A 24,910-nucleotide genomic window follows, 5' to 3' on the forward strand; every position below is an offset into this window, starting at 1 on the left:
TTATTCCAGCAGCAGCGCGTCTTGCTTACGACCGTGGACGATACGTATTTCCGATAATCAATTTTATTCTCTTTCCATCCCGCTAGGCTATATGTCTGGCGTCCGTCCAACGGGGGAAGCCGGAGCAGGCGCATGCCTTGCAGGACCGGCATGGAGCAAGGGACCAGGCTCGTCGGCATGTTCGAAGTGATCCTCACCAGGCGCAAGCGGTTCGGCTGGCGGTGGCAGGTGTGCGACCAGTCCGGCAAGATATTTGCCGACGGATTCGAGCGCACGCGCCCGGCCGCCAAATATCAGGGCGAGCGCGCGTTGTTCTTCCTGCTGTCCCAGGCCTATTTGCGTAACCGCTCGGCCGCCTCCAGCGAGGATTAGCGGGGTAGGCCACCATCCCTTGCGTTGCCCGACGGGCAAAACACGCGAGCGCTAGGTCAACGCACGCGGTCGAAAATATTCCGCTTTACCGAAATTCGGAAATTGCGTATGTGTCGCGCAACCCTGCCCAAGGAAGAGGGGCGTATCGCGATCGTCACGAACGCGGGCCGGGCGGCGGTGGACGCGGGCCACATCGGCGCGAAAAGCTTCGCAGGGCGGGTAACCGTGAGCGAAGACCTCGCGCCAACGACGGGTGCGGTTCGCGTACGGCAAAATCGTGTGGTCCTGGCCCCCGGGGTCTGTGCGCCAAGTCTTGCGGTGATGTGGCGGCCAACCGGTGCGCGCATCAGCCATCCGCAAGGCGATGGGGGCAATAGTGCATCGCTCCCCAGGGAGAGCACGACATAAGCCGTAAAGCCACTGCGCAGGGAAGGCCGGATGTTTGGCTTCACCTGTATGCCGCTGTGCAAATTCTTCGTTGCCACCTTTCGCACAGTGGACCGTGGGTGCCCGGCCGGCACTCGGTCTTCCCTGCGCCCTCTTTCAATTGGGGGTGAGGCGACAAGCAAAGCTCGGGCGAGATGTGCCGCGAGGACGCGGAAGCGTGTCCGCAAATGAGATGCTCGCTGCAAGAACGCCGCCGACGCCACTTGCTCCGTCGTTGCGAGCGCAGCGAAGCAATCCTGACTGCCTCTGCGGAAAGATTCTGGATTGCTTCGCTGCGCTCGCAATGACGATGTTGAGGCACGTGTGCGTGAAAACTCACGGCCCATGCAGCAGCGCGTGCCGTGACTTCCTGGGTCCCAGCTCTGCGCCGCACCGCTTGACGCGTCGCATCCGGGACACGAGAGCATCGCCTTCGCGCAACTGTCACAGTCTCTAACACGCACTAACCAACACCTGACTTAAAACCGTCATAATCACTGAATGGAACCCGCGCCTGCGCGCTTTTTACACGTCATTAAGCGCGCCTGCTTTGGATGCGGCGGCAAAGTGCGTTGGGGACTGCAATGACTGCCGCGAAGAAGATGCCGGGAAAACCGGCCACCGAAATGTTCGAGGACATCCCGGTGCTTCAGCGCAAATGGCGTGCGGCGTTGAAGCCGGGCGAGCGGCTGCCGCGCTACGAGGACGTCATGCTCGGCAGTCTCGGGCGGCTTGCCGACCACATCGCGCTCTTGAAGAGCGATGGCGTGCTGGAGCTGTCGCGCAGCGGACGTTACGTGCAGAAATGGCTCGGCGAGGAGCGCTGGGACATTCCCCTTGCCGAGCTGTCGCCCGATTGCGCCACTGCGCTGTCGGAAGCGGCGGCGAGCGCGCTGGCGGCCGGACGGCCGCACCAAGCGAGCGCGCATTGCGTGCGCGACGGCATGGTCAGGACGTATGATGTGCTGGCGCTGCCGACGTCCTCGCGCTGGGGCGCGACGTTGATCGGCGCCTATGTCAACGAGCGCGGCGCGCAATACAATCTCCTCGACGCCGTCTTTTCCGCGACCGACGACGCGGTGGTCTCCCTGGCGACGCTGCGCGATGCCGCCGGCAAGCCGTTCGACCTTCAGGTCGTGCACCACAACAAGAGTGCGGGTGAGCTGCTGAAGGTTGCAGGCGCAAGCCTGTTGTGGCGGCGGATCGGCGAGGGCGGCACGCTGCTGGCCTTGCCCGAGGTGATGGAATTCCTGCTCAAGGCCGTTTCGGGCAGCCGCTGCGAGCAGCTCGAGCTCGAGAGCGAAGGGCGCTATCTCAGGCTCAGCGCCACGGCCTTCGCCGACGTGGTCTCGCTGACCATCTCCGACGTCACCGTCATGAAGCGGCGCGATGCCTCGTTCCGCCTCCTGTTCGACAGCAACCCAATGCCGATGTGGGTGTTCGACGCAGAGACCAAGGAATTCCTCAGCGTCAACGACGCCGCGGTCCAGCACTACGGCTACAGCCGCGCGACCTTCCTGCGGATGAAGCTGCACGAGATATGGCCGGAGGACGAGTGGGACAGCCACGCCGCGGCGCTGGAGCGCCTCGGCGACGCCTATCACTCCTCGCGCAACTGGCGACACTTGCGCGCCGACGGCAGCGAGATCGAGGTGCTCACCTTCGGCCGCCGGGTCGCCTTCGACGAGCGCGACGGCTATCTGGTGGCGGTGGTCGACATCACCGAACGGCGCAAGGCCGAAGCGCGCATCGCCTATATGGCGCATCATGACGGGCTCACCGATCTGCCGAACCGCGAACACTTCCAGGAGCGCCTGAAGCAGGCGCTGGACCAGGCCGCGGGAAAACGGGTGGGCGTGCTCTACATCGATCTCGACCTGTTCAAGAACATCAACGATTCCTTCGGTCATCCCGTCGGCGATCGCCTGTTGAAGCAGGTCGCCGAGCGCTTGACCATCGCGGTCCGCGGCACCAATCTCGCCGCGCGGCTCGGCGGCGACGAGTTCGCCGTCATCCTGGCTGCCGACGTCTCGCCGAACGAGGCCAGCGCCTGCGCGTCCCTGTTGATCGACATGCTGAAGGCGCCTTACGACGTCGACGGACAGGAGATGGTGATCGGCGCCAGCATCGGCATCGCGCTGTCGCCGGGCGATGGCACGACGCCGGAAGAGTTGATGCGCAATGCCGACATGGCGCTGTACCGGGCCAAGGCCGACGGCGGCGGCGTGCACCACTTCTTCGAGCGTGAGATGGACCTCCAGGCGCAGAGGCGCCGCGACATGGAGCTGGATCTGCGCCGGGCATTCGCCAACGGCGAGTTCGAGCTGCACTATCAGCCGCTGGTGTCGATCGCCTCCGACCGCATCTCCGGTTTCGAGTCGCTGCTGCGCTGGCGTCATCCGGACAAGGGCATGATCTCGCCCGCGGAGTTCATACCCGTCGCCGAAGACATCGGCCTGATCGCCCAGCTGGGCGAATGGGTGCTGCGCGAAGCCTGCACCGAGGCGGTGAAATGGCCCGTCGACGTCAAGGTCGCCGTCAACCTGTCGTCGGCGCAATTCCGCAGCCGCAACCTGGTCCAGGTCGTGATCTCGGCCCTGGCGCAGTCCGGCCTGTCGCCGAAGCGGCTCGAGCTCGAGATCACCGAGTCGATTTTCCTGGCTGAGACCGATGCCAATGTCGCCACTCTGCACCAATTGCGCGAGCTCGGCGTCGGCATTTCCATGGATGATTTCGGCACCGGCTATTCCAGCCTGAGCTATCTCCGCAGCTTTCCATTCGACAAGATCAAGATCGACCGCTCCTTCGTCAAGGATCTGGCTGAGCGGCCCGATTGCGGTGCGATCGTGCGCGCGATCTCGGGGCTGGGGCGCAGCCTCAACATCACCACGACCGCCGAGGGTGTGGAGACCGAGGATCAGCTCGACTGGCTACGCGCCGAAGGCTGCAACGAGGTGCAGGGATTTCTGTTCAGCGCCGCGCGGCCCGCGGCCGAGATCGGAAAGCTCCTCGCCGATTTCGGCCAGCGCACCTCACGGGCGGCGTAATGCGGGCGGATAGCAATCGTAGACCAGCGCCTTGAACGCAGGGGTGATGCGGCCGCGCTCATTCTGGGTCTGCTGCATCATGAGGTAGACCATGTCGAGCTTGGGGTCGACGCCGAAATAGGTGCCGCTCCCCGAGTCCCATTTCAATTCGCCGAGCGAGCCCGGTGGCGGCGGTTTTGCATTGCCGGGATCGGTGCGCACCGCAAGGCCGTAGCCATAACCGAAGCCGTCGCCCGGAAAATAGAAATAGTCGCGTCCGACGCCGGAGCCCGGTCCGATCTGATCGGTCGTCATGGCCTTGAATGCGGCGGGGCTGAGATAGCGTCTGCCCTCGAACTCGCCGCCGTTGAGCAGCATCTGCGCGAAGCGCTGATAGTCGGTGATGGTCGAAAGCAGGCCGCCGCCGCCGGACTGCCATTCGGGATGGTCAAGGCGGTCCCGCTCGCTGGCGAGCAGGATGACATCGTTCGGCAGCGGCCGCGCCATCCGCGCCAGCTCGCCCTCGGTCGCGAGCGCGAATTTGGTGCTGTTCATGCCGAGCGGATCGAAGATGCGCGCTTTCAGGAACTCGTACAGCGTCTGGCCCGAGATGATCTCGATGACGCTGCCGAGCACGTCGGTGGAATGGCCGTAGCGCCACAGCGTTCCCGGCTGCCGCGCCAGCGGCAGCTTGGCGATGCGATCGGCAAATTCCCTGTTGTCGAAATGGCCCGCGAAAATGTTGGCCATCTTGTAGGCGTGCTCGACCCATTCGCTGCCGATGTAATCGTAGCTGATGCCCGAAGTATGCCGCAGCAGATCCTCGATGTTGACGGGGCGGTCGGGTGGGTCGAGGTCCAGCTCGACCATGCCGCCGGGCAGGGTCACCTCGCGGCCTACCTTGGTCCCGGCGAACAGCGGGACGTATTTCGACACGGGGTCGGTCAGCGCAAGCTTGCCGTCGTCGATCAGCATCATCGCGCCAAGGCACGTGATAGGCTTGGTCATGGAGTGGATGGCGAAGATCGTATCCGGCGTCATGGCAAGGCCGGTCCTGGTGTCGCGCACGCCGAAGCACTTCAGATAGACCGGCTTGCCGTGCTGCTGAACCAGGATCACCGCGCCCGGCAGGCGGCCGCTTGTCACCTCGTTGTCGAAGAACGCCGTGATGCGCTCGAGCCCCTCGGGCGAGGGAGCGGGGATGTCCGCTGCCCGGCTTCGCGCCATGGTCCCGGCGAGCATCGCGGCCCCGACCAGAAATTCACGGCGTCTCATCCGCAGCTTCCTCCCTGGGCGGGATCAAGCCGCAAGACGCTCGGTGCGTCAACACAACATCGATTAAAAACGAGTCACGATGTCCGAAAGGGACGGGCGCGGACGGTCCTCGCTTGGCTTGGTCGGCGTGCCGACATGAATGAAGCCGGCGAGCTTCTCATCCGGCTTGAGGCCGAGGCCGTCGAGCACGTCGCGGTCGAACGAGAACCATCCCGTCAGCCAGCAGGCGCCGTAGCCGAGCGCGGCGGCGGCAGTGACGATGTTCATGGCGCTGGCGCCCGCCGACAATTCCTGCTCGAACGCCGGCACCTTCGGATGCGGTTTGGTGAAGCTGACGATGCCGATCACCAGCGGCGCGTCCATCAGGCGCTTGCGCTCCGTCTCGATGTCGGCCGCCGGCGCGCCCGGATTCTTCCTGGCGAAGACCCGCGCGATGACCTCGCCGGCCCGTGCGCGGGCGTCGCCCTCGAAGATGATGAAGCGCCACGGCGCGAGCTTGCCGTGATCGGGCACGCGCGCCCCGATGGTGAGGATGGTCTCGAGCTCGGCCGCCGAAGGGCCGGGCCCCGTCATCTCGCGTGGCTTGACCGAGCGGCGGGTCTTCAGGAGTTCGATGGCGTCGGGCACTGGGATATCCTCTTCAAATGGTCGGCGGGCGTGCCATGCCGAGATAAGCATGCACGCCCGCAACCGGAAGCGAATTTAGATCGATTTCAGGATCAAGCGGCGCCGCGCATCCGCTTGACATCCGGCGGCGTCGCCTCGTCGACCAGGCCGGCGATCGCCTCGGCCGTACTCATCACTTTCTGGCCGTCGCTGCCGAGGCGGCGGACCGAGACCGAATGCGTCTCGGCCTCTTTCTTGCCGACCACGAGCAGCGCCGGGATCTTGGCCAGCGAATGCTCGCGGACCTTGTAGTTGATCTTTTCGTTGCGCAGGTCGATCTCGGCGCGAAGCCCGGCGCGCCGTGCCTGCTCCAGCACCACCTTGGCGTATTCGTCGCCTTCCGAGGTGATGGTCGTGACAACCGCCTGCACCGGCGAGAGCCAGAGCGGGAAGTTGCCGGCATAATGCTCGATCAGGATGCCGATATAGCGCTCCATCGAGCCGCAGATCGCGCGGTGCACCATCACCGGCGGTTTCTTGCCGCCGTCATGGTCGATGTAGAACGCACCGAACCGCTCCGGCAGGTTGAAGTCGACCTGCGTGGTGCCGCACTGCCAGTCGCGGCCGATGGCATCGCGCAGCACATATTCGAACTTCGGCCCGTAGAACGCGCCTTCGCCCGGGTTGATCTCGGTCTTGATGTGATTGTTCTGCGACTGGATCTCGCGCAGCACCGTCGCCATCACGCGCTCGGCGTGATCCCACATCGCATCGGTGCCGACGCGCTTCTCCGGCCGGGTCGAGAGCTTCACCGTGAGGTCGCCGGTAAAGCCGAAATCAGCGTAGGTGGACAGGATGAGATCGTTGATCTTCAGGCACTCCTCGGCGAGCTGGTCCTCGGTGCAGAAGATATGCGCGTCGTCCTGGGTGAAGCCGCGCACGCGCATCAGGCCGTGCATGGCGCCGGAGGGCTCGTAGCGGTGCACCACGCCGAACTCGGCGAGGCGCAAGGGCAGGTCGCGGTAGCTCTTCAGGCCGTGCTTGAAGATCTGGACGTGGCCGGGGCAGTTCATCGGCTTGAGCGCAAACCAGCGCTTGTCCTCGGCCTCGTCGCCGGCCGATTGCGCCGCGAACATGTTCTCGCGATACCAGCCCCAATGGCCCGAGGTCTCCCACAGCACCTTGTCGAGGATCTGCGGCGCGTTGACCTCGTTGTAGTCGCCGGAGAGACGCCGGCGCATATAGGCGATCAGCTGCTGGAAGATGGTCCAGCCCTTCGGGTGCCAGAACACGACGCCCGGACCTTCCTCCTGGAAATGGAAGAGGTCGAGCTCGCGCCCGAGCTTGCGATGATCGCGCTTCTCGGCTTCCTCGATCTGCTTCAGGTAAGCGTCGAGGTCCTCCTGCTTGGCGAAGGCGGTGCCGTAGATGCGGGTCAGCATCGGGTTGTTGGAATCGCCGCGCCAATAGGCGCCGGCCACCTTCATCAGCTTGAAGGCGCCTCCGACCTTGCCGGTCGAGGTCATGTGCGGGCCGCGGCAGAGGTCGAACCAGTCGCCCTGGTAGTAGATCTTGATCGGCTCGTTGCCGGGGATGGCGTCGACCAGCTCGACCTTGAAGGCCTCGCCCTTGTCGCGGAACACCTGCTTGGTCTTCTCGCGGTCCCAGACTTCCTTGGTGAAAGGCTTGTCGCGCGCGATGATCTCGCGCATCTTTTTCTCGATCGCGGCAAAGTCTTCCGGCGTGAACGGCTCGTTGCGGAAGAAGTCGTAATAGAAGCCGTTCTCGATCACGGGGCCGATCGTGACCTGGGTGCCCGGCCACAGCGTCTGCACCGCTTCCGCCAGCACGTGCGCGCAATCGTGGCGGATCAATTCGAGCGCGCGCGGATCGTCGCGGTTGACGAGTTCGATCTTGGCGTCAGTCTCGATGGGATCGTTGAGATCGGCAAGCGTGCCGTCGAGCGCCATCGCGACCGTGCGCTTGGCCAGCGACGGCGAGATGCCCTTGGCGATGTCGAGGCCGGTGATGCCCTTGTCATATTCACGCCGGGCGCCGTCGGGGAAGGTGAGGGTGACTTTGGGAGCGGGGGTCACGGGCTTCAGATTGGAGAGGCTGTACTGGAAGCCGGACTCGGATTTGGGCTGGTCGGTCATGCTTTTCTCCTGAGGCTCACTCCTGCGAACGAGCGCAGGTAAGCGGGAACGAGCGATATATCAGGCGATTCGGCCTGCGCAATCCGGCATTTCCAAGAAAGTGGCGCGCAAAAGCCGGGGCGAAGCCCGCAACTATTTGACGTTGTACCCTTTAACCGGTCGCAGGCCACCGCTACATGCGTTTGCATGAAGAGTGCCCCAGCCGCTGGCCGTTTCGCGCCAACCGCTCTGATGCTCGGCAATCTCGTGACCGGCTGCTCGGTTTTGGCGCCGGCGGGCATGCTGCCGGAGTTGTCGGCGGGGCTTGGGGTTAGCATCCATGCGGCCGGGCTCCTGATCACCTTCGGCGCGGTGATGCTGTGCGTCGGCTCGCCGCTGACGGCGTGGCTGACCAGCCGCATCGAACGGCGGACCCTGCTCGCCACGACGCTGGCGGTCATCGCACTCGGCAATCTCGCCTCCGCGTTTGCGTCCGATTACACCAGCCTGCTGATCATTCGCCTCGCGATGCTCGCGGTCGGCGCGCTCTACACCCCGCAGGCCGCCGGCACGGCCGCGCTGATCGTGCCGGCGGAACGGCGTGGCAGCACCATTGCGTACATCTTCCTCGGCTGGTCGCTCGCCGCCGCCGTCGGCCTGCCGCTGATCACCTTCATCTCCAGCCGCTACGGCTGGCGCGCAGCCTATGGCGGGGTCGGCGCGCTCGGTTGCGTCAGCCTGCTGCTGTTGCTGCTGCGTCTGCCGGCGGGTCTGCAGGGCGCACCGGTCGATCTGAAGACATGGGCCGCCGTCGGCCGAAGCAGGACGATCGTGCTGCTGCTTGCGATCACGATGCTGCAAATGTCGGGGCAGTTCGTCGTGTTCACCTATATGGGGCCGCTGCTCAACAGGCTCACCGGCGCCGGTCCCGATGCGATCGGCTCGGTGTTCGCGCTGTACGGGATCTGCGGCTTCCTCGGCGTCGTCGTCGCGACCCGCATCGTCGACACTTGGGGGCCCTATCGCGCCTCGTTGCTGTTCACCTGCCTGCTGCTTGCCGGGATGAGCGGGTGGGCCCTCGGCGCCGGCTCGCTCGTCATGATGGCGGGCGCGGTGGCGATCTGGGGCCTTGGCTTCGCCTCGACCAATTCGATGCAACAGGTGCGGCTGGTCGCGGCTGCGCCGCCGCTGGCGTCGGCCACCGTCGCCCTCAACACGTCCGTTCTCTATATCGGCCAGGCGGTCGGCTCCGCCGTCGGCGGGCTGCTGTTCGCCCGCGATCTCCTGCACGCGCTCGGCTTCGTCGCGGTCGGTTTCGTCGCGATGGCACTGATCCTGGTGGTCGTGACCCGGCCCAGGCGGGCCGCTGCCGCCACTGCCTGAACGCAGCAGGTCGCATGCGCAAGGCGCTTGGCAAACCTCGCGCCGGAGCGGTAGAAGGCCGGCGTGGGGATCAAAGAGAGTTGACTGAGATGAGGATGATTCTGGCGGTTGCCGCGGTGCTCTATTCAGCCTCCGCATTTGCCCAGACCGAGAAACCACCCATGGTGGGGGACAAGCCGCTGGTGCAGGTCAAGCCGAAAGGCACCAAGGAGGCTGCCGCCGCTCCAAAGGGCAAACCGCAATCGGTCGCCGTCCGCCTTCAGGCCTGCCTCGAGATCGACGACGGCACCAAGGATCGCCTCAATTGCTACGACGCGGTGATCCCGCCGGCGCCGAAGCCGAAGCCGGCCAAGGCCAAGGGCTACGCCGACTGCCGCTTCTTCAAGGAAGAGGACGAGCGGCTGGCCTGCTTCAACGGCTTTGCCGAGAGCATCCCGAAGCTGCCCAAGAACTGATATTCGGAACTAATTTTAGCCCGGCTAGGGATTTGTGGAGGCGACGCGCGTCAGCGCGAGCGCCGGCGTTGCCGCCATCTTCACCAGCACGTCCTTGAGCGGATCGCGCGTCCAGGCGCGGGTGACATAGTCGCGATGGGTGATGCCCTCGCCGGTCTCCACGAACACCACGCTGCCGGGTCGTAGCGGCCCGTCCATGTCTTCGGCGACGCCGATGCCCTTCTGGCGGAGCATGCTCATCAGCTCGCGGTCGCGCCGCGCGGTGTAGCGGGTGTAGGCGCTGACGAAGAAGCCGGAGCGGTGGCGCTCGATCCAGGACGCGAACTTGTCCATCTCGCCATAGACTGCATCGAGCAGCACCACGCCGCGCACCCGGTCGCTGATGCCGCCCACCTCCAGGCTCCAGGCCGTCGGCAGGAAGCCGCCGCTATAGCCGACGATCACGATCGGCATGTTGGCGAAGGCGCGGGCGCTGTTGGGATCGCCGGTGAGCCGGGCCAGATGGGTCGCCGACTCTTCCATGAAGCGCTTGAAGCCGCCGGGTTGCCAGAATTTTCCTGCGCTGGAATCGGCGGCGTCGACCGCCATCTGCGGCGCAAGCAGGATCGCATTGGCGCCGGAATCGGTGACCTGTTTCGGCACCATCTGCCGGTCGCGGACGTCGCGCTCGAGCGTTGCGCCATTCCCGTGGAAGAACACCACGATCACGCCGGGCTTGCGCAGGTCGAAATGCTCGGGCACGTGCACCAGTACGCGGCTGTCGCTGTAGGTCTCGTTCTGCCAGTAGACGCGGCCGGAATAGCTGCGGTGGCCGCGGCGGTCGCCTTTGGAAATGTTGAGGAAGGGCGCGTCGGAGGCGGGGTTGTTGCCGAAATAGGGAAAGGCCGACGATTTCATGCTGACGAGTGTCGTCAGATCCTCGCGGGCGGGGCGCTTGTACGGGACTTGCGGCTCGAGCGAGGCCACCTTGTAGGGCGTCTGGTCCGGTGCCTGTCGCTGGACCGCGCTCTTCGGCGAGAAGTCCGACATCTGCCGTTGCAGGAAGCTTTCACTCGCCGAGGGAAAGCGCTCCCTGAACTGCGGGGCAGGAAAGCGGTCCTCGAACGTGTCGCCGCTTGCCACGCGCGCGTTCGACGCCTGCGAATTGGTCTTGGCGACCACCTGGACATTCGCCTGGGAGTTCGCCGCCAGCGCAGCCGGATCCGGCGCCTTGCCGCATTGAACCAGAGTCAGCGACAAAGGCACCAAGGCTGAGATCAGACCGCCCCGGAGCGCGCGACCATGCCGACCGGACATTGTCCGATCGGCACGATCATCAGCTCTCAGTTTAAGAGCGGCCCCAACCATCCACCCATGACCCCAAGTCACGACCCAAGTCTTACGTCCATCGGCAATCTTGAAACAATTGAGCCGACTGGCGTTTAGGCGACGTTAAGCGTCCGGAGAAACTTCCCCACATCCGGAACGCTCGAAAGGACCATGCAATCGTGTCCTGATTGTGGGGAAGTGGAACGGGCAAATCCGGGTAAATTCACAGACATCGTCCAAAAGCGCGGGCTTACGGTGTTTCGATACCTGCTTCCGATGCCTCATTTAACCCTTGTTAACCCTGCTTGAATTGACTGGGCCAAAGTGCACGATGGGCCCACGATGCGAAGCGCCTGAGGTTTAAGGACCCCGATGACGGCATCAGATGCGGGTACCCCGCCCTGGACGGACCGGCTGACCGGGAAGGGGGCCGGGGTCTCCGTTCCGGTCGCCACCGCCATCGTCGTGGCCGACATGATCGGGGTTGGCGTCTTCACCAGCCTCGGCTTCCAGGTCAAGGACATCCCGTCCGGCTTCTCCATCCTGCTGCTCTGGACGGTCGGCGGCGTCGTCGCGCTGTGCGGTGTGTTCGCGTACAGCGAGTTGGGTGCGATGTTCCCGCGCTCGAGCGGCGAGTACAATTTCCTCGGCCGCGCCTATCACCCGGCCTTCGGTTTCCTCGCCGGCTGGGTGTCGGCCACGGTCGGCTTCGCAGCGCCGGTCGCGCTCGCCGCGATGGCGTTCGGGGAGTATGCCAAATCGGTCGTACCTGATCTGCCGGCGATTCCGCTCGCCATCGGCGTGGTGTGGCTGGTTTCGCTCGTGCAACTGACCGGGGTCAGGCACTCATCCACATTCCAGCTGATCTCGACCGTCCTCAAGGTCGTGCTGATCGTCGGCTTCCTGGTCGCCGGCTTCATCATCGCCGTGCCGCAGCCGATCAGCTTCACGCCGCAGCCGGGCGATATCGCCCACATCGTCAGCGCGCCCTTCGCCATCGGGCTCGTCTTCGTGATGTATTCGTTCTCGGGCTGGAATGCCGCCACCTACATCATCGGCGAGATGAGGACGCCACAGCAGAATCTGCCGCGCGCGCTGCTCGCGGGCACGCTGATCGTGCTCGTGCTGTATGTCGCGCTCAACGCGGTATTTCTCCATTCGACGCCGGTCAGCGCGCTCGCCGGCCAGCTCGACGTCGCCAGTGTCGCCGGCACGGCCATCTTCGGCAGTCTCGGCGGTCGGATCGTCGGCGCCATGATTTGCTTCGGTCTGATCTCTTCGATCAGCGCGATGATGTGGATCGGCCCGCGCGTGATGATGACGATGGGGGAGGATATTCCCGCCTTGCGCGTCTTCTCCAAGCGGTCGGTGAGCGGCGCGCCGGCCTATGCCATCCTGTTCCAACTGGCCATCGCTAATCTTCTGCTGTTCACGCGCAGCTTCGAGGCGGTGCTCGATTTCATCCAGTTCGCGCTGTTGTTCTGCTCGTTCTTCACGGTCGCCGGCGTCATCAAGCTGCGGATCACCGATCCCGATCTGCCGCGGCCCTATCGCGCCTGGGGATACCCGTTCACGCCGCTCGTGTTTCTGCTCGTGACCGCGTTCATGATGTACTACCTTCTGACGGAGCGGCCGCTTCAGTCGCTGTCGGGAATGCTCGTCATGCTCTCCGGCCTTTTCATTTACGCTGTTTTCCGCAGGCGGCCCGTCGCCGCTGCCGCATCACCGCATCGCGAATAGATATGCTCCGCTCCTTTAGAATTGCGGCCGTTGCTGTTGCCCTGCTCGCTGCGGCGGTCTCGTCCGCGCGTGCCGCCGACGTCTCTTTCGACGACACGGCGCGCTTCCTTGCCGGCATGCAGCCTTCGGCGGACTCGCCGCTGGTGCCGCTCACCAGGGACCCGGCCTGGCAGCGTCACGCCAAATTCTTCGACGGCGCCTTCGCTCAGCTCGAGCAGCGTCAGATCTCGAAGATCCGCAACTGGGCCGACGTCAATCTGGCCGCGCCCCGGCCGACCATGTTCTATTTGTTCAGCGGCCCCGATTTCCTCTACGCCAACGCCTTCTATTCCAAGGCCAGCAGCTACGTGCTCGGCGCGCTGGAGCCGGTCGGCGCGGTCCCGGATTTGACGCGGCTGCCGCGTGGTTCGGTCGGCGCTGCGCTCTACAACGTCGAACGCTCGCTCGGCTCGATCCTGAGCTTCTCGTTCTTCATCACCAAGCAGATGAAGGTCGACCTGAGCGCCAACCAGGTCAACGGCACCCTGCCGATCCTCTATGTCTTCCTCGCCCGCTCCGGCAAGACCATCCGCAACGTCGAGATGGTCGCGCTCGACGACAAGGGCGGGCTACATGTCGGCGACGACAATCCCGGACGAAACGCGACGCGCGGTGTCCGCATCAGCTTCGCAGGCAGCGACGGGGAAACGCGCACGCTGTATTATTTCTCCACCGACCTCTCCAATTCCGGCGCACGTGCCGCGGGCTTCCTGAAATTCTGCGAGACGCTCGGGCCCGGCAACAGCCTGATCAAGAGTGCGTCCTACCTGTTGCACTCCGGTAATTTCACCGTCGCACGCGACTGGTTGCTCGCCAACAGCGCCACCATCATCCAGGACGATTCCGGCATTCCGCTCGCGAACTACAATGCACGGCAATGGCGGTTCTTCCCGTTCGGTCGCTATCTCGGCCCCATCGACGAATTCCCGGGCCGCTACCAGGAGCGCTACGCCGAGCTGTTCACGCGCGCCCAGCCGATCGATTTCGGCGTCGGCTATCGCTGGCGCATGCGTGAATCGAATTTGCTGCTGGCGGTGAAAGTGCCGGGCAGCGAGACCGCACCGGCCGCGGAAACCACTTCGGCCGCCGAGCCGGCGCCGAAGCCGCCGCGCCCGAAGCGGCTGCGGCCGCCGGAATCGGTCCCGCCGTCACAGGGACGCTTTTTCTGGTACCGGTGATCACCAATGCACGCTCTGGCTTGGCACGATGAACGTCGTCGTGCTCGGCTGTGTCGCAAGACTCCGCTCAAGATACCAGCCTGAGCCGAGGACCAGTGCAAGCAAAGCGATGATGGCGAGCAGGTCGATGGTTCGCGGATCGTGCGCCCGGTGATCGAGATTCGGACCAGGCTTGACGTGAAAATGCGGGCTGATTTTCCAGCGCATTGTTGTTTCCTCCCGTGGGAGTGTCGCAACAACGCGAGCGGAAAGTCTTAGGTTCCGGTCGGGCAGCGCTGCACCAAATTTCAGGATGCATTGACTCCGCGCCAGCGGCCATAGCGCCAGGGCAGATACCAGCGCGCGCCTTTGGGCGCGGTGAGAGGCACGTTGTCGATGCCGGACGTGCCGAAGGGATGGCAACGGAGCAGGCGCGCGAGCGTCATCCAACTGCCGGCCCACAGCCCGAACCGTTCGATCGCCTCATCGCCATAGACGGAGCAGGTCGGCAGGTGTCGACAGTTGTACCCGACCAGGGGTGACAGCGTGTGGCGATACAGCCAGATCAGCCCACGGCCGAATCTGCGCGGCAGCCGGAGCACACCATCGACGGAACTGGAACAGCGCTGGCAGGCTGAATGCTTCATGAGCGCTTGCTGCGACCTTGGGCGCAGTGTTGCACGGTTCCGGCGCAGGGAACCGTAAGCTATTGTTTCCGCGGCCATATTTTGCATGCTTTTTGGGAGCAGTGCAGCAAGTATCTATGGACGAACTGTATTCCCCCGGATACCATTTTTGTGACGTCCGTGTGTAGACTCATCGGACGCTGTCGGGGCTTGCCTGAATCGCTTTGGGGCTTGGGGAAGGGACCAGTTTGAAACTTCTGACGTCGCTCAATCTTCGCGGCTGGTTGCTGGTGGGAACCGCCGTTTGTGGAGTCGCGCTGGCTGGCGCCGTCGCAACATTCGGATCGTCGGCCCGCGCCGGCGCTGCCCTCGAAGAGCGCAAGCTGCCGATGAAGTTCAGCTGGGTCGCCTGCGAGCCGAACTGCCGGGGCTGGATCAGCGCGGTCGGCATCATCACTGCCGATACCCCTAAGGAGTTCGAGGAGTTTTCGCGCGGTCGGCAGCTCGGCGGCGCCACCGTGGTGCTCGATTCCAGCGGCGGTTCCGTCAATGACGCGATCACCCTCGGCCGGCGTTTCCGCAATCTCGGGCTTTTGACCACGGTCGGCGTAAGCCTTCGTGGTGGCCCATCGACGCGCCCGGCGGTTGCGCCGGAAGCCTATTGCGAATCGATGTGCGTGTTCCTGCTGCTGGCCGGCAAGAAGCGCTACGTGCCGGAAGCCGCCCATGTCCGGGTTCACCAGATCTGGATGGGTGATCGCGCCGACGATGCCAGGGCAGCGAGCTACAGCGCGCAGGACCTGATGATCGTGGAGCGCGACATCGGCCGCCTCGCCAAATACACCTTCGACATGGGTGGCGCCGGCGACCTGCTGTCGCTTGCGCTCAGCGTCCCGCCCTGGGAGGACCTGCACGAGCTCGACGCCGGCGAACTCAAGCTCACCAACCTGGTCACGACCGATCTCGTGGCCGACGTGCTCCCGTATATTGACATCTCGGCGCCGGCAATGGCGGAGGCCGCCCCGAAGACGCAAGCCAGGTTCGGTACGGAACCGGAGCAGGCGAACAAGTCGACCAAGACGGCGGAAGCTGTGGTGCCGACCGGTGGCGTCGTCACGCCCGCTGTTGCTGCGACGCCGAAGTAAGCCCATAATTCTTGGCAGTCATTCCTGGGCGCGCGTCAGCGCGGACCTTGGTGCGCAAGTGCGCACCTGAGAATCTCACGATGCAATTCGGCTCGGGATTCCCCTGGTGCGCACTTGCGCATCAGGGTCGAGGCTGCGCATCGCCGCGGAATGACGGGAGAGGGGCTCAGCCCTGCGCTGCGGCCGGCTGCTTGGCCTTGACCTCGATCTGGCCGATGGCATCGACCACGGCATCGAAGGTGAGAAGCGTCGAGGCATGGCGCGCCTTGTAGTCGCGGACCGGCTCAAGGAACTTGATCTCCTCCCATTTGCCTTGAGGAGGCGCACCATTCTCCTTCAGCATCTTGCGAACGGTTTCGCGTAACTCACGGAGTTCGCTCGCAGTCGAGCCAACCACGTGACTTGCCATGATGGATGAAGAGGCCTGGCCCAAGGCGCAGGCCTTCACGTCATGGGCGAAGTCGGTGACGATGTCCCCGCTCATCTTCAGATCGACCTTCACGGTCGAGCCGCACAGCTTGGAATGGGCGGTGGCGGAGGCATCGGGGTCCGACAACCGTCCGAGGCGCGGAATATTCCCGGCCAGCTCGATGATCCGCTTGTTGTAAATGTCGTTCAGCATGTGATGGAGTCCAACACGTCCGCACCCGCTTCCCGCCGGATCGGCCTTGGCGGGCGCCGCCCACGGTCCTATATAGGGGCGGAACTGGTGGAAAAACAGTCCAGCGATGCGGTGGCCGTGATCCAGATCTGCGCTGCCGGCGTTGTGACCTCGGGACTTTTGCACCGAAACTGTTCTGTTCAGGCGTCTGGCGGCTTGGCCGCCCCGTCTGCCGGTGACACTCCGGCCGTTAGGCCGTCGAACGGAGAAGATATGGACGCTGCAATCAAATCCATCCGCCCGGGCAAGCCCTCCGACCGGCAGCCAGAGAGCCGTCCGGCCGAGCTTGATCCTGCCGAATTCCTCGCGGCCGCCGTGCGCGCCGACCAGCCGCGCCCCGCGCGCGCCGAGGCGGAAGCGGCGGTGAAGACGCTGCTCGCCTATATCGGCGAGAACACCGAGCGCGAGGGCCTGCTCGACACGCCGCGCCGCGTCGTCGAGGCTTTCGACGAGCTCTATCAGGGCTACCACCAGTGCCCGGCCGAGGTGCTCGATCGCACCTTCGGCGAGACCGCAGGCTATGACGATTTCGTCCTGGTGCGCGACATCGAGTTCACCTCGCAATGCGAGCATCACATGATGCCGTTCTACGGCAAGGCGCATATCGCCTATACTCCGGTGGAGCGCGTCGTCGGCCTGTCCAAGCTTGCCCGCCTGACCGACATCTTTGCCCGCCGGCTCCAGACCCAGGAGCACTTGACCGCGCAGATCGCCGCCGCGATCGACGAGGTCCTCAAGCCTCGCGGCGTTGCCGTGCTGATCGAGGCCGAGCATACCTGCATGTCGGTGCGCGGCGTCGCCAAGCATGGCGCCTCCACCTTCACGAGCCGCTTCACCGGCATGTTCCGCGACAATCCGGCGGAGCAGGCCCGTTTCCTGTCCCTGGTGCGAGGCACGACGCGCTGACCTCGCGACAACCGGCGAGAGTTGCCGTGTCCGCTCATTCCCACGAGATCGAGGAGGGCCTTGCCTTCCTGCCCAGGTTCGATGCCGCTGGCCTCGTGACGGTCGTCGCCACCGACGTCGCTACCGGCGACGTGCTGATGGTCGCGCACATGAACGAGGAGGCGTTGCGCAAGACGATTGCGACCGGCGAAGCCTGGTACTTCAGCCGCTCGCGCAATGCCTTGTGGCGAAAAGGTGAGACGTCAGGTCAGACCCAGCGCGTCGTCGAGATGCGCACCGATTGCGATCAGGATGCGGTCTGGATCCGCGTCGAGCAGATCGGCGCGGCCTGCCATACCGGCCGGCGGTCGTGCTTCTACCGCAAGGTCGAGGCGGAGGGTGGGGGAACCAGGCTGGTCTTCACCAATGCGGATCGGCTGTTCGATCCCAGCGACGTCTACAAGAAGTAGTCTTCCGTCATTCCGGGGCGCGCAGCGCGAGCTATCGTGCGCAATTCGCACCTGAGGATCCATCGCACGGCATACGGACAGCTCAATGGATGTTCGGGTTCATCGCTTCGCGATGCCCCGGAATGAGCGTCAATTAACCCCGCCTTAACCATACCTGTCCCACGGTGAGACGACGGGCGCCGAATTGCCGGCGTCGCTCAGCGCCGCGCGGGGCGGGCCCTCCACCATGTCGATCGACAGCTTCAGTGTCACGCAGACGGCCGGCCTTGATCCGTCGCGGGCGCGTGTCGCTGGTGCGATCAAGCAGGCCTCGAACGTCACGGGCGTCAGCTTCCAGTACATGCTGACCACGGCGAAGATGGAATCGGACTTCAATCCGACGGCCGCCGCCACCACCTCGTCCGCGCAGGGGCTCTACCAGTTCATCGACCAGACCTGGCTCGGCACGGTGAAGGAAGCGGGTGCCCAGCTCGGCTATGGCAGCTACGCCGACGCCATCACCAGGACGTCATCGGGGTCCTACACCGTCGACGATCCCGTCAAGAAGCGGTCGATCATGAAGCTGCGCGACGATCCCGAAGCCGCTTCCGCCATGGCCGCGGCGCTGACGCAGTCGAACAGCTTCAAGCTCACCGGCCTGCTCGGGCGCAGGCCGAGCGACAGCGAACTCTACATGGCCCATTTCATGGGCGTCCGCGGCGCGGCGAAATTGATCGCCAATGCCGAGGACAATCCGCAAGCCGTCGGCGCGCGGCTGTTTCCCAACGCGGCGGCCGCGAACCGCCCGATCTTCTACGCCAAGGACGGCCGCGCCCGCAGCGTCTCCGAGGTCTATTCGGTCCTGGACAGCCGCTATGCCAGCGCGGCCAATTCAAAGGTGACCCGCAGCGCGATGGCGATGTATGGCGCTACGCCCTCGACCACTCAGGTCGCGAGTGCCAATGCAGTGGTGCCGACTGCGCCTGTCATGGACAACGCGGCCTATCTCCAGACCTTCCCGAATAACCGCACGGTGACGCCCGTCAGCGCGACGGCGTCGACACATGCTGCGGACAATGCGCCGGGCACGCCGGTGTTTCGATCGATCTATCAACCCGGCGATGCCACGCAGCCGGTCTCGACCACGGTGCAGAAACTATGGGGCAACAATGCCTCGCTCACCTCGGTCGCCTCAGTGACGCCGGACGTGCGGCCGCCGCAACCGCTCGATCTCTTCAGTGATCGCAGCGGTACGTTCTCAAGCTAGTCGAGATCTCGTGTCCCGGACGCGCTGCGGCGCGCAAGCGCTGCGGCGCAGAGTCGGGACCCATGCAACAAGACTGCTCTCGACCATCTGGGCCCCGGCTCGGCAACGCATCACCTGCGTGCTGCGCTGCGTCCGCGGCACGAGACCAAGGCGGCTTTCTCCCCTTAACAAATCATCAATGAAACCAGCCGGTTATGGTGAACGCTTTGTTAAGCGTCGTGGTTTATTTTGTGTTGCAGGTGACGAGCGTCATCGTTTTTCGTTTGTTGTGTAAGCCGGAAGCAGCATGATTGTTCGGCAGTTCATTCATTGGATCAGGACGGCACCCGCAGGCGAGCGGGCCGAGGCCACACGGGCGCTGGCCCGGGCCTGGCTGATCTCGGACCTTTCTGCAGACGATCGCATCGCCGCCGAGGGCGCGCTTCTGATGCTGCTCGACGATCCCTCGCCGCTGGTGCGGCAGGCGATGGCCGAAGCCTTTGCCCGCAGTCTCGACGCGCCGGCCGCAATCGTGCGGGCGCTGTCAGCCGATCAGCCGACGGTCGCGCTGCCGGTGCTCGAACATTCCCCGCTCTTGATCGACGCCGATCTCGTCGACATCGTCGCGACCGGCGGCGAGGAGGTGCAATGCGCCGTCGCCCGCCGCATCGCATTGCCGGTGTCGGTGTGCGCCGCGATCGCCGAAGTCGGCTGCGCCGCTGCCGCGTTGGAGCTGATCGAGAATCCCCATGCCGAGCTCGCCCCGTTCTCCTGGGACCGGATCGTCGAGCGTCACGGTCATCTCGCCGCGATCCGCGAGGCGATGCTGGTGCTGGAGGATCTGCCGGCCGCAACGCGTGCGGCGCTGGTGGCAAAGCTGTCCGAGACGCTGGCGCAATTCGTCGTGGCGCGGAACTGGCTGAGCGCCGAGCGCGCGGACCGCATCACCATCGAAGCGCGCGATCGCTCCACCATGAACATTGCGGCGCGCTCGCGCGGCGATGACATGCAGGGCCTGGTCCGGCATTTGCGCATCACCGGCCAGCTGACCGCGGGCCTGATCCTGCGCGCACTGCTGTCGGGTAATCTGGACTTGTTCGACGCGGCACTCGCCGAGCTCGCCGATCTGCCGCTGGCGCGCGTCTCGGCGCTGCTGCACGAGCGCGGCGGCAACAGCGTGCACGCGCTGCTCCGTCGCGCCGGGCTCCCGGAGGCGACATTTGCGGCGTTCCAGGTCGCGCTCGATGCCTGCCACGAGCAGGGCTTCGTCGACAGCGACGACGGCGCGGTGCGGCTGCGCCGGCGCATGGTCGAACGCGTGCTCACTCATTGCGAGTCCGATCGCGGCGCCACGGAGCCGCTGATGGTCCTGCTGCGCCGCTTCGCCACCGAGTCCGCGCGCGAAGAGGCACGGCTGTTCTGCGACGAGCTCGTCGCGGATGATGCGATCATATACGACGATCTGATTGCAGCGTAACGAGCTGCCGTAGGGTGGGCAAAGGCGCAAAGCGCCGTGCCCACCATCAATCCATGATAGCCACAGATGGTGGGCACGCTCCGCTTTGCCCACCCTACGAGTTCGATCGTGGTGATTGAGGCGCGCTTCTCCAACGAGAGGAGAGAGTGAGGCCTTATTCCCCCGGCGCGATGCTCGGGGACAGGATCACCTCGAGATGCTCGGGGCGATCGCGGTTGACATGGGCAAGATAATCGTCGGCGACCTTGCGCAGGCGGCGGCTGAGCTCGGCCGAGACGCTGATCCTGTCCAGCCTGGTGTTCTCGTGCACGATGGCGAGAATGGCATTGACGTGGTGCGTGAACAGCTCGGCCGGCACCTTGTCCAGGTCTGGCGCGTGCTCGATGACGCGGCAAAGGCTTTCGGCGACGCCTGCCGCTGAAGCAAAGCCGAACGTCGCCGCATCGCCCTTGATGTCGTGCGCGGCGTGAAACAGCTCGTCGCGAAGTTTCTTCGTGAAGCCGTCCTTCTGCACGGCCGTCCAGGCGGCGGACAGTCGCTGGACCTCGATCGCCATCCAGTCCTTGAACTCACTGGCGAGGCCCGCGAGCGCCTGCTCGGCGCGGCCGACCGGGTCGTCCAGGTCTTTTTCTTCGACGCGGCGCAGGACCTTGCGCAGCGGATTGGGCTGCGTGATGACCTGGTGCGTGGCGAAGGCCTTGACCTCGATGTCCTTTGCGCTGTTCTTCGCCATGATGCCTGCCTCGTCTGAAGAGGTTGCGCTAGATGGAGGAGCGGGCCTTGTCGAGCAGCGAGGGCTGCTGCAGCACCTCGTGCTTTTCGCCGACGCGGCGCTCTGGGCCCATATAGGCGGAGTTGGTGTTGCGGCGCCGGTCGGGGCCGAAATAGGTCTTGGTCTTGATGAAGGGGCGGGGATTGGCGACGACGTTGAGGATCCGCTGATAGAGCCCCTTGGCCGAGATCGGCTTGGCCAGAAATTCGGTGACGCCGGCATCGCGCGCGACCGTGACGCGACGCTTCTCCGAATGTCCGGTCAGCATGATGATGGGGGCGTAGGGATTGCCCTTGGATTCCGGCTGCCGGATCATCTGTGCGAGTTCGAGCCCGTCGAAGATCGGCATGGCCCAGTCGGTGATGACGATGTCGGGCACGTAATGGCTGTACATTTCCAGCGCCGTGGCGCCGTCCTCGGCCTCGTAGACCTCGCGCGCGCCGAACGAATGCAGCAGCGTCCGCAGGATGCGGCGCATGTGCGGATTGTCGTCGCAGACGAGGAAGCGCAGCTTGTTGAAGTCGATACGGAACATGACGCCCGGGCCAGAAGCGGGTCAACCTTCATTAACCATATCGTGCCGGGAGTTAACGAAGGGTTGCGGTCAGGCGGGCGGCAGGACGACGCTCAGTAGCCGAACTGTTCCCGCAAGATACGTTCCTCCAGGCTGTGGCCGGGGTCGAACAACATCCGCATCGAGATGCTCTTGTCCGAAAGCACCTCGACGCGCCGGACCCTGCGAACCTCCTCGTGGTCCGCGACCGCGGCGACGGGGCGCTTGTCGTCTTCCAGCACCTCGATCACGACATAGGCGGTATTGGGCAGGAGGGCGCCGCGCCAGCGCCGCGGCCGGAAGGCACTGATTGGCGTCAGTGCCAGCAGGGCGGCGTTGATTGGGAGGATGGGCCCCTGCGCCGACAGATTGTAGGCAGTCGAGCCGGCCGGCGTCGCCACGATAATGCCATCGGCGATCAGCTCCGGCATGCGCTCGCGCTCGTCGATCAGGATCCGCAAGCGCGCCGCCTGGGAGGTCTGGCGGAACAGGTAGACCTCGTTGATGGCGTGGTGCACGTGAACGCGGTCGTTGACGTCGGTCGCGCGCATCAAGAGCGGATTGATCTCGGATTCATGCGCCGTCTCGAGCCGTTGGCGCAGATCATGCGTCGAGTACTCGTTCATCAGAAAGCCGACCGTGCCGCGGTGCATGCCGTAGATCGGCTTTCCTGTGCGCATGTGGTGGTGCAGCGTCTGCAGCATCAGGCCGTCGCCCCCGAGTGCGACGACCACGTCGGCCTCGTCAGGATCGCAATTGCCATAATCCCTGGTCAGCTGGCCAAAGGCGGCCTGCGCCTCGTTGCTCGGGCTGGCGACGAAGGCGATCCGGTCGTATCGCGAGGACTTGGTCATGGCTTCCCAGGCAGGTGCCGCTGGCTCGATTAAGTTCCGCCGGGCTCGTCTATACGAGATCGGCCTGTATTGTCGAGGACGCACTCTGCAAAGCAAACGGGCGGCCGTTTTAGCGGCCGCCCGGTTCAATTCAGGGTGAAAAGCAGGTGGATCGCCCGATCGTCTCAGTACTTGGCAACCACCGCCTGGGGCGCGAAGCGATAGTTGAGGCCGACCTTCACCTGGCTGACATCTGCTTTGTCGGTCAACGTGGTGGTGCCGTCGCTTGCGAGCGCCGAACGGCGGCCGAAGGCGAGATAGTCATACTCGGTCTTCGCCGACCAGCCCTTGCCGAGATCGAACTCGCTTCCGAAGCCGATCGTCCAGCCGACCCGGGTATAGCCGGACGTCGCGAAGCCGGGGGTGATCGCACCGGCCTGGTTGAGGCAGGCGCGGCCACCGAGCGTACCGGTCGATCCGTAAATGCAGTTCACCGAGACATTGCCGTCCTCGATCGCAACGCCGGCCTTCCCGTAGAGCAGGGTGCGGTACCAGGAATAGCCGACGCGACCGGTCACGGTTGCCATCCAGTTGGATCGATCGGTCGCGGTCATGAGGGCAGGGCTGAAAGCCACGCTGTTGCCGGTGACGGGATCGAACCCGTTGGCCGTGCCGGCCGTGCGGCTGCCGTGCAGGTTCGTCGCGACGATATCGCCTTCGACACCGAGCACCCAATTGTTGGCAAGCTGATGATTGTAACCCAGTTCGATGCCCCCGAGGCCACCGAAGGTCCAGGGCTTCGTGCCCGAGCCTGGCGGGTTACCGCCGAAGCCGATATCGGTCCGACCGCCCGCGCCGCCGAGGACGCCGCCGACATAGAAGCCGGTCCAGTTGACCATGGTCACGGCCGGCCGCAGCGCCTTGACCGGCACCTTGGTCGGCATCACGGCAGCGATCGTCTCGGGCGTGAACTGGTAGCGAATGCCGGCATTGCCGGTCCAGCCGTCGATGTTGTTGCCGTTGCGGTAGTCGACACGGGCATAGCCGAGCCAGCCGGTGTTCACGATCTGCCCGGCGATGCCGAGCGAGTACTGCCCGTAGGTGCCGACGCGTGAGGTAGAGGTCGTCTGGCTGAAGGTCTGCGGGACAAGGCCGGGACCAAACGGCCCGCCGGTCAGGAAGGCGCCGTTCGGCAGCGAGGTATAGTTGGTGGTGACGCTGCCCGCGAACTCGTGGAAGACGCTTGCCGAAGCGAACGGCTGCCAGATCACGTTCGGAGTCGCGATGGTGGTGCCGGCGCGCAGGCTGAGGCGGCCGATTTCGCTCTTGATGTCGCTGGTGGAAACCGTGCCGGGGATGTTCAGCAGGGCCGTGCCGGGATTGACGAAGCTGTCGACCGAGGTGTTCGAATAGATGAAGCCGGCCGAGGGTTCGACGAACCAGTTGTTGCCGAGGTCGAAATTGTAGCCAGCCGAGGCCGAGACGGAATAGCCATGCGCACCCACGGGCTGGTTGAAGTAGGTGAGGCCGGGATTGTTGAGGGTGATGTTGTAGTACTCGGAACGGACCATCAGGTCGGCAAAGAACCGGCCTTTGGTCGCCACCACGTAAGTGCCGAAGAACGGCACTTCATACTTGTTGCTGAAGCCGAAGCTGTCGTCCGATTTTGAGCCGAGATAGCCGGCCGTGGTGCCGAGATGGACGTTCCAGCCGTTCCAGTTCAGCCGTGCGATGTCGGCGCCGACCTGTACGCCGGCGAAGCTCGCCTTCACCGAGTTGGCGCAGTTCGTGGTCGAGGTGTTGACCACCGCGCCGGTGTCGTTGCGGACGTTGGTGCTGCTCGAGCTGGAGGTCGACTTCAGCGTGACTTCGCCGCCGATGGCGCGGCCCCACACGCCGCCGCCGGGCTGGTCGGGCGCAGGATTCGCCGGCGCCGAGACGAAGGCGCTGCCCTGCTGGGTCAGGAAGGCGGTGTTGACGTTGCCGATCGCGGCCGAGATCGCTGAGGCCGCGGCAGAGGGGGGAATGACCAGCAGGCCCTGATTGGCCAGCGGCACGCCGGTCTGGACCGGTGGCGCACATTGCGCGAACACTGTCGAGGAGCTCAGCGCAAGAGCCACCGCCGTTCCAGAAACGATCTTCACGTTGCTGATCCGCCCGATCAGCGAGGGCACAAACGATGCCATCCCAGTCCCCAAAACAAAAAAGAATCGACTTGAGCACGCTTGAAACTTCCGGAAACGTAGATCACCCGGTCGGCGCTCGAAAGCTCGATCCGTCGGCGACCGGTGGCTCCACAGCGGATTTTCGCGAGGTTGTACCTGCGAAGACACACATGTGA

Annotated in this window: 22 protein-coding genes; 11 read left to right on the top strand and 11 right to left on the bottom strand. The window is 64.6% G+C overall.

What is annotated here, in order from left to right:
- Positions 1-132 precede the first annotated feature (132 nt).
- Positions 133-372, top strand: a complete 240-nt coding sequence (locus AC24YW_RS15625) for a hypothetical protein (RefSeq protein ID WP_487483573.1) — start codon at positions 133-135, stop codon at positions 370-372.
- A gap of 1,010 nt (positions 373-1,382) precedes the next feature.
- Positions 1,383-3,845: a putative bifunctional diguanylate cyclase/phosphodiesterase gene (locus tag AC24YW_RS15630; RefSeq protein ID WP_487483574.1), complete on the top strand. Its 2,463-nt coding sequence runs from the start codon at positions 1,383-1,385 to the stop codon at positions 3,843-3,845.
- Here AC24YW_RS15630 and AC24YW_RS15635 read toward each other — a convergent pair.
- The 3 genes from AC24YW_RS15635 to thrS form a co-directional block, all read right to left on the bottom strand.
- On the bottom strand, positions 3,831-5,099 hold the full coding sequence (locus AC24YW_RS15635; protein ID WP_487483575.1) for a serine hydrolase domain-containing protein: 1,269 nt from the start codon (positions 5,097-5,099) through the stop codon (positions 3,831-3,833). The two genes, AC24YW_RS15630 and AC24YW_RS15635, sit on opposite strands and share 15 nt — an antisense overlap.
- Positions 5,100-5,162: 63 nt before the next feature.
- Positions 5,163-5,726 (bottom strand): nitroreductase family protein, encoded by a 564-nt coding sequence (locus AC24YW_RS15640; RefSeq protein WP_487483576.1) that lies wholly within the window; start codon positions 5,724-5,726, stop codon positions 5,163-5,165.
- A gap of 92 nt (positions 5,727-5,818) precedes the next feature.
- On the bottom strand, positions 5,819-7,861 hold the full coding sequence (gene thrS / locus AC24YW_RS15645; RefSeq protein ID WP_487483577.1) for a threonine--tRNA ligase: 2,043 nt from the start codon (positions 7,859-7,861) through the stop codon (positions 5,819-5,821).
- Between the two features lie 186 nt (positions 7,862-8,047).
- On the opposite strand from thrS, the gene AC24YW_RS15650 reads away from it, so the two are divergent.
- A complete protein-coding gene (locus AC24YW_RS15650) occupies positions 8,048-9,223 on the top strand; it encodes an MFS transporter (RefSeq protein ID WP_487483578.1) in 1,176 nt (391 codons plus the stop codon).
- 89 nt (positions 9,224-9,312) lie between these two features.
- Positions 9,313-9,678: a hypothetical protein gene (locus AC24YW_RS15655; RefSeq protein ID WP_487483579.1), complete on the top strand. Its 366-nt coding sequence runs from the start codon at positions 9,313-9,315 to the stop codon at positions 9,676-9,678.
- A 24-nt stretch (positions 9,679-9,702) separates the two neighbouring features.
- On the opposite strand, the gene AC24YW_RS15660 is transcribed toward AC24YW_RS15655, so the two are convergent.
- The gene (locus tag AC24YW_RS15660) at positions 9,703-11,025 is read right to left on the bottom strand and encodes an alpha/beta hydrolase (RefSeq protein ID WP_487483580.1); all 1,323 of its coding nucleotides are present in this window, start codon (positions 11,023-11,025) and stop codon (positions 9,703-9,705) included.
- 333 nt (positions 11,026-11,358) lie between these two features.
- On the opposite strand from AC24YW_RS15660, the gene AC24YW_RS15665 reads away from it, so the two are divergent.
- Entirely contained in the window at positions 11,359-12,726 is a 1,368-nt protein-coding gene (locus AC24YW_RS15665) for an APC family permease (protein WP_487483581.1), read from the top strand.
- Between the two features lie 2 nt (positions 12,727-12,728).
- Complete coding sequence (locus tag AC24YW_RS15670; protein WP_487483582.1) at positions 12,729-13,943, top strand: hypothetical protein; 1,215 nt, start codon at positions 12,729-12,731, stop codon at positions 13,941-13,943.
- On the opposite strand, the gene AC24YW_RS15675 is transcribed toward AC24YW_RS15670, so the two are convergent.
- Both AC24YW_RS15675 and yidD read right to left on the bottom strand, forming a co-directional pair.
- The gene (locus tag AC24YW_RS15675) at positions 13,944-14,150 is read right to left on the bottom strand and encodes a hypothetical protein (protein WP_036044035.1); all 207 of its coding nucleotides are present in this window, start codon (positions 14,148-14,150) and stop codon (positions 13,944-13,946) included.
- Between the two features lie 80 nt (positions 14,151-14,230).
- Positions 14,231-14,569 (bottom strand): membrane protein insertion efficiency factor YidD, encoded by a 339-nt coding sequence (gene yidD / locus AC24YW_RS15680; protein WP_487483583.1) that lies wholly within the window; start codon positions 14,567-14,569, stop codon positions 14,231-14,233.
- A gap of 227 nt (positions 14,570-14,796) precedes the next feature.
- Here yidD and AC24YW_RS15685 point away from each other — a divergent pair, with 227 nt between their 5' ends.
- Positions 14,797-15,693, top strand: coding sequence for a COG3904 family protein (locus AC24YW_RS15685; RefSeq protein ID WP_487483584.1), 897 nt, complete (start codon positions 14,797-14,799; stop codon positions 15,691-15,693).
- Between the two features lie 166 nt (positions 15,694-15,859).
- Here AC24YW_RS15685 and AC24YW_RS15690 read toward each other — a convergent pair whose 3' ends face one another.
- On the bottom strand, positions 15,860-16,315 hold the full coding sequence (locus AC24YW_RS15690) for an iron-sulfur cluster assembly scaffold protein (RefSeq protein ID WP_487483585.1): 456 nt from the start codon (positions 16,313-16,315) through the stop codon (positions 15,860-15,862).
- A gap of 252 nt (positions 16,316-16,567) precedes the next feature.
- On the opposite strand from AC24YW_RS15690, the gene folE reads away from it, so the two are divergent.
- From folE to AC24YW_RS15710, 4 genes are all read left to right on the top strand, one after another.
- On the top strand, positions 16,568-17,260 hold the full coding sequence (gene folE / locus AC24YW_RS15695) for a GTP cyclohydrolase I FolE (RefSeq protein ID WP_036010520.1): 693 nt from the start codon (positions 16,568-16,570) through the stop codon (positions 17,258-17,260).
- Positions 17,261-17,286: 26 nt separating this feature from the next.
- On the top strand, positions 17,287-17,709 hold the full coding sequence (hisI, locus tag AC24YW_RS15700) for a phosphoribosyl-AMP cyclohydrolase (protein ID WP_487483586.1): 423 nt from the start codon (positions 17,287-17,289) through the stop codon (positions 17,707-17,709).
- A gap of 226 nt (positions 17,710-17,935) precedes the next feature.
- On the top strand, positions 17,936-18,955 hold the full coding sequence (locus AC24YW_RS15705) for a transglycosylase SLT domain-containing protein (RefSeq protein ID WP_487483587.1): 1,020 nt from the start codon (positions 17,936-17,938) through the stop codon (positions 18,953-18,955).
- A 286-nt stretch (positions 18,956-19,241) separates the two neighbouring features.
- Positions 19,242-20,411, top strand: a complete 1,170-nt coding sequence (locus tag AC24YW_RS15710; RefSeq protein ID WP_487483588.1) for a DUF2336 domain-containing protein — start codon at positions 19,242-19,244, stop codon at positions 20,409-20,411.
- Positions 20,412-20,565: 154 nt separating this feature from the next.
- On the opposite strand, the gene AC24YW_RS15715 is transcribed toward AC24YW_RS15710, so the two are convergent.
- The 4 genes from AC24YW_RS15715 to AC24YW_RS15730 form a co-directional block, all read right to left on the bottom strand.
- On the bottom strand, positions 20,566-21,144 hold the full coding sequence (locus tag AC24YW_RS15715) for an Hpt domain-containing protein (RefSeq protein WP_487483589.1): 579 nt from the start codon (positions 21,142-21,144) through the stop codon (positions 20,566-20,568).
- Positions 21,145-21,172: 28 nt separating this feature from the next.
- On the bottom strand, positions 21,173-21,718 hold the full coding sequence (locus tag AC24YW_RS15720; RefSeq protein ID WP_008549760.1) for a response regulator: 546 nt from the start codon (positions 21,716-21,718) through the stop codon (positions 21,173-21,175).
- 92 nt (positions 21,719-21,810) lie between these two features.
- Positions 21,811-22,590, bottom strand: coding sequence for an NAD kinase (locus AC24YW_RS15725; protein ID WP_487483590.1), 780 nt, complete (start codon positions 22,588-22,590; stop codon positions 21,811-21,813).
- A gap of 164 nt (positions 22,591-22,754) precedes the next feature.
- Positions 22,755-24,755, bottom strand: coding sequence for an autotransporter domain-containing protein (locus AC24YW_RS15730; RefSeq protein WP_487483591.1), 2,001 nt, complete (start codon positions 24,753-24,755; stop codon positions 22,755-22,757).
- Between the last annotated feature and the right edge of the window lie 155 nt (positions 24,756-24,910).

The organism is Bradyrhizobium sp. USDA3516, from assembly GCF_057651995.1.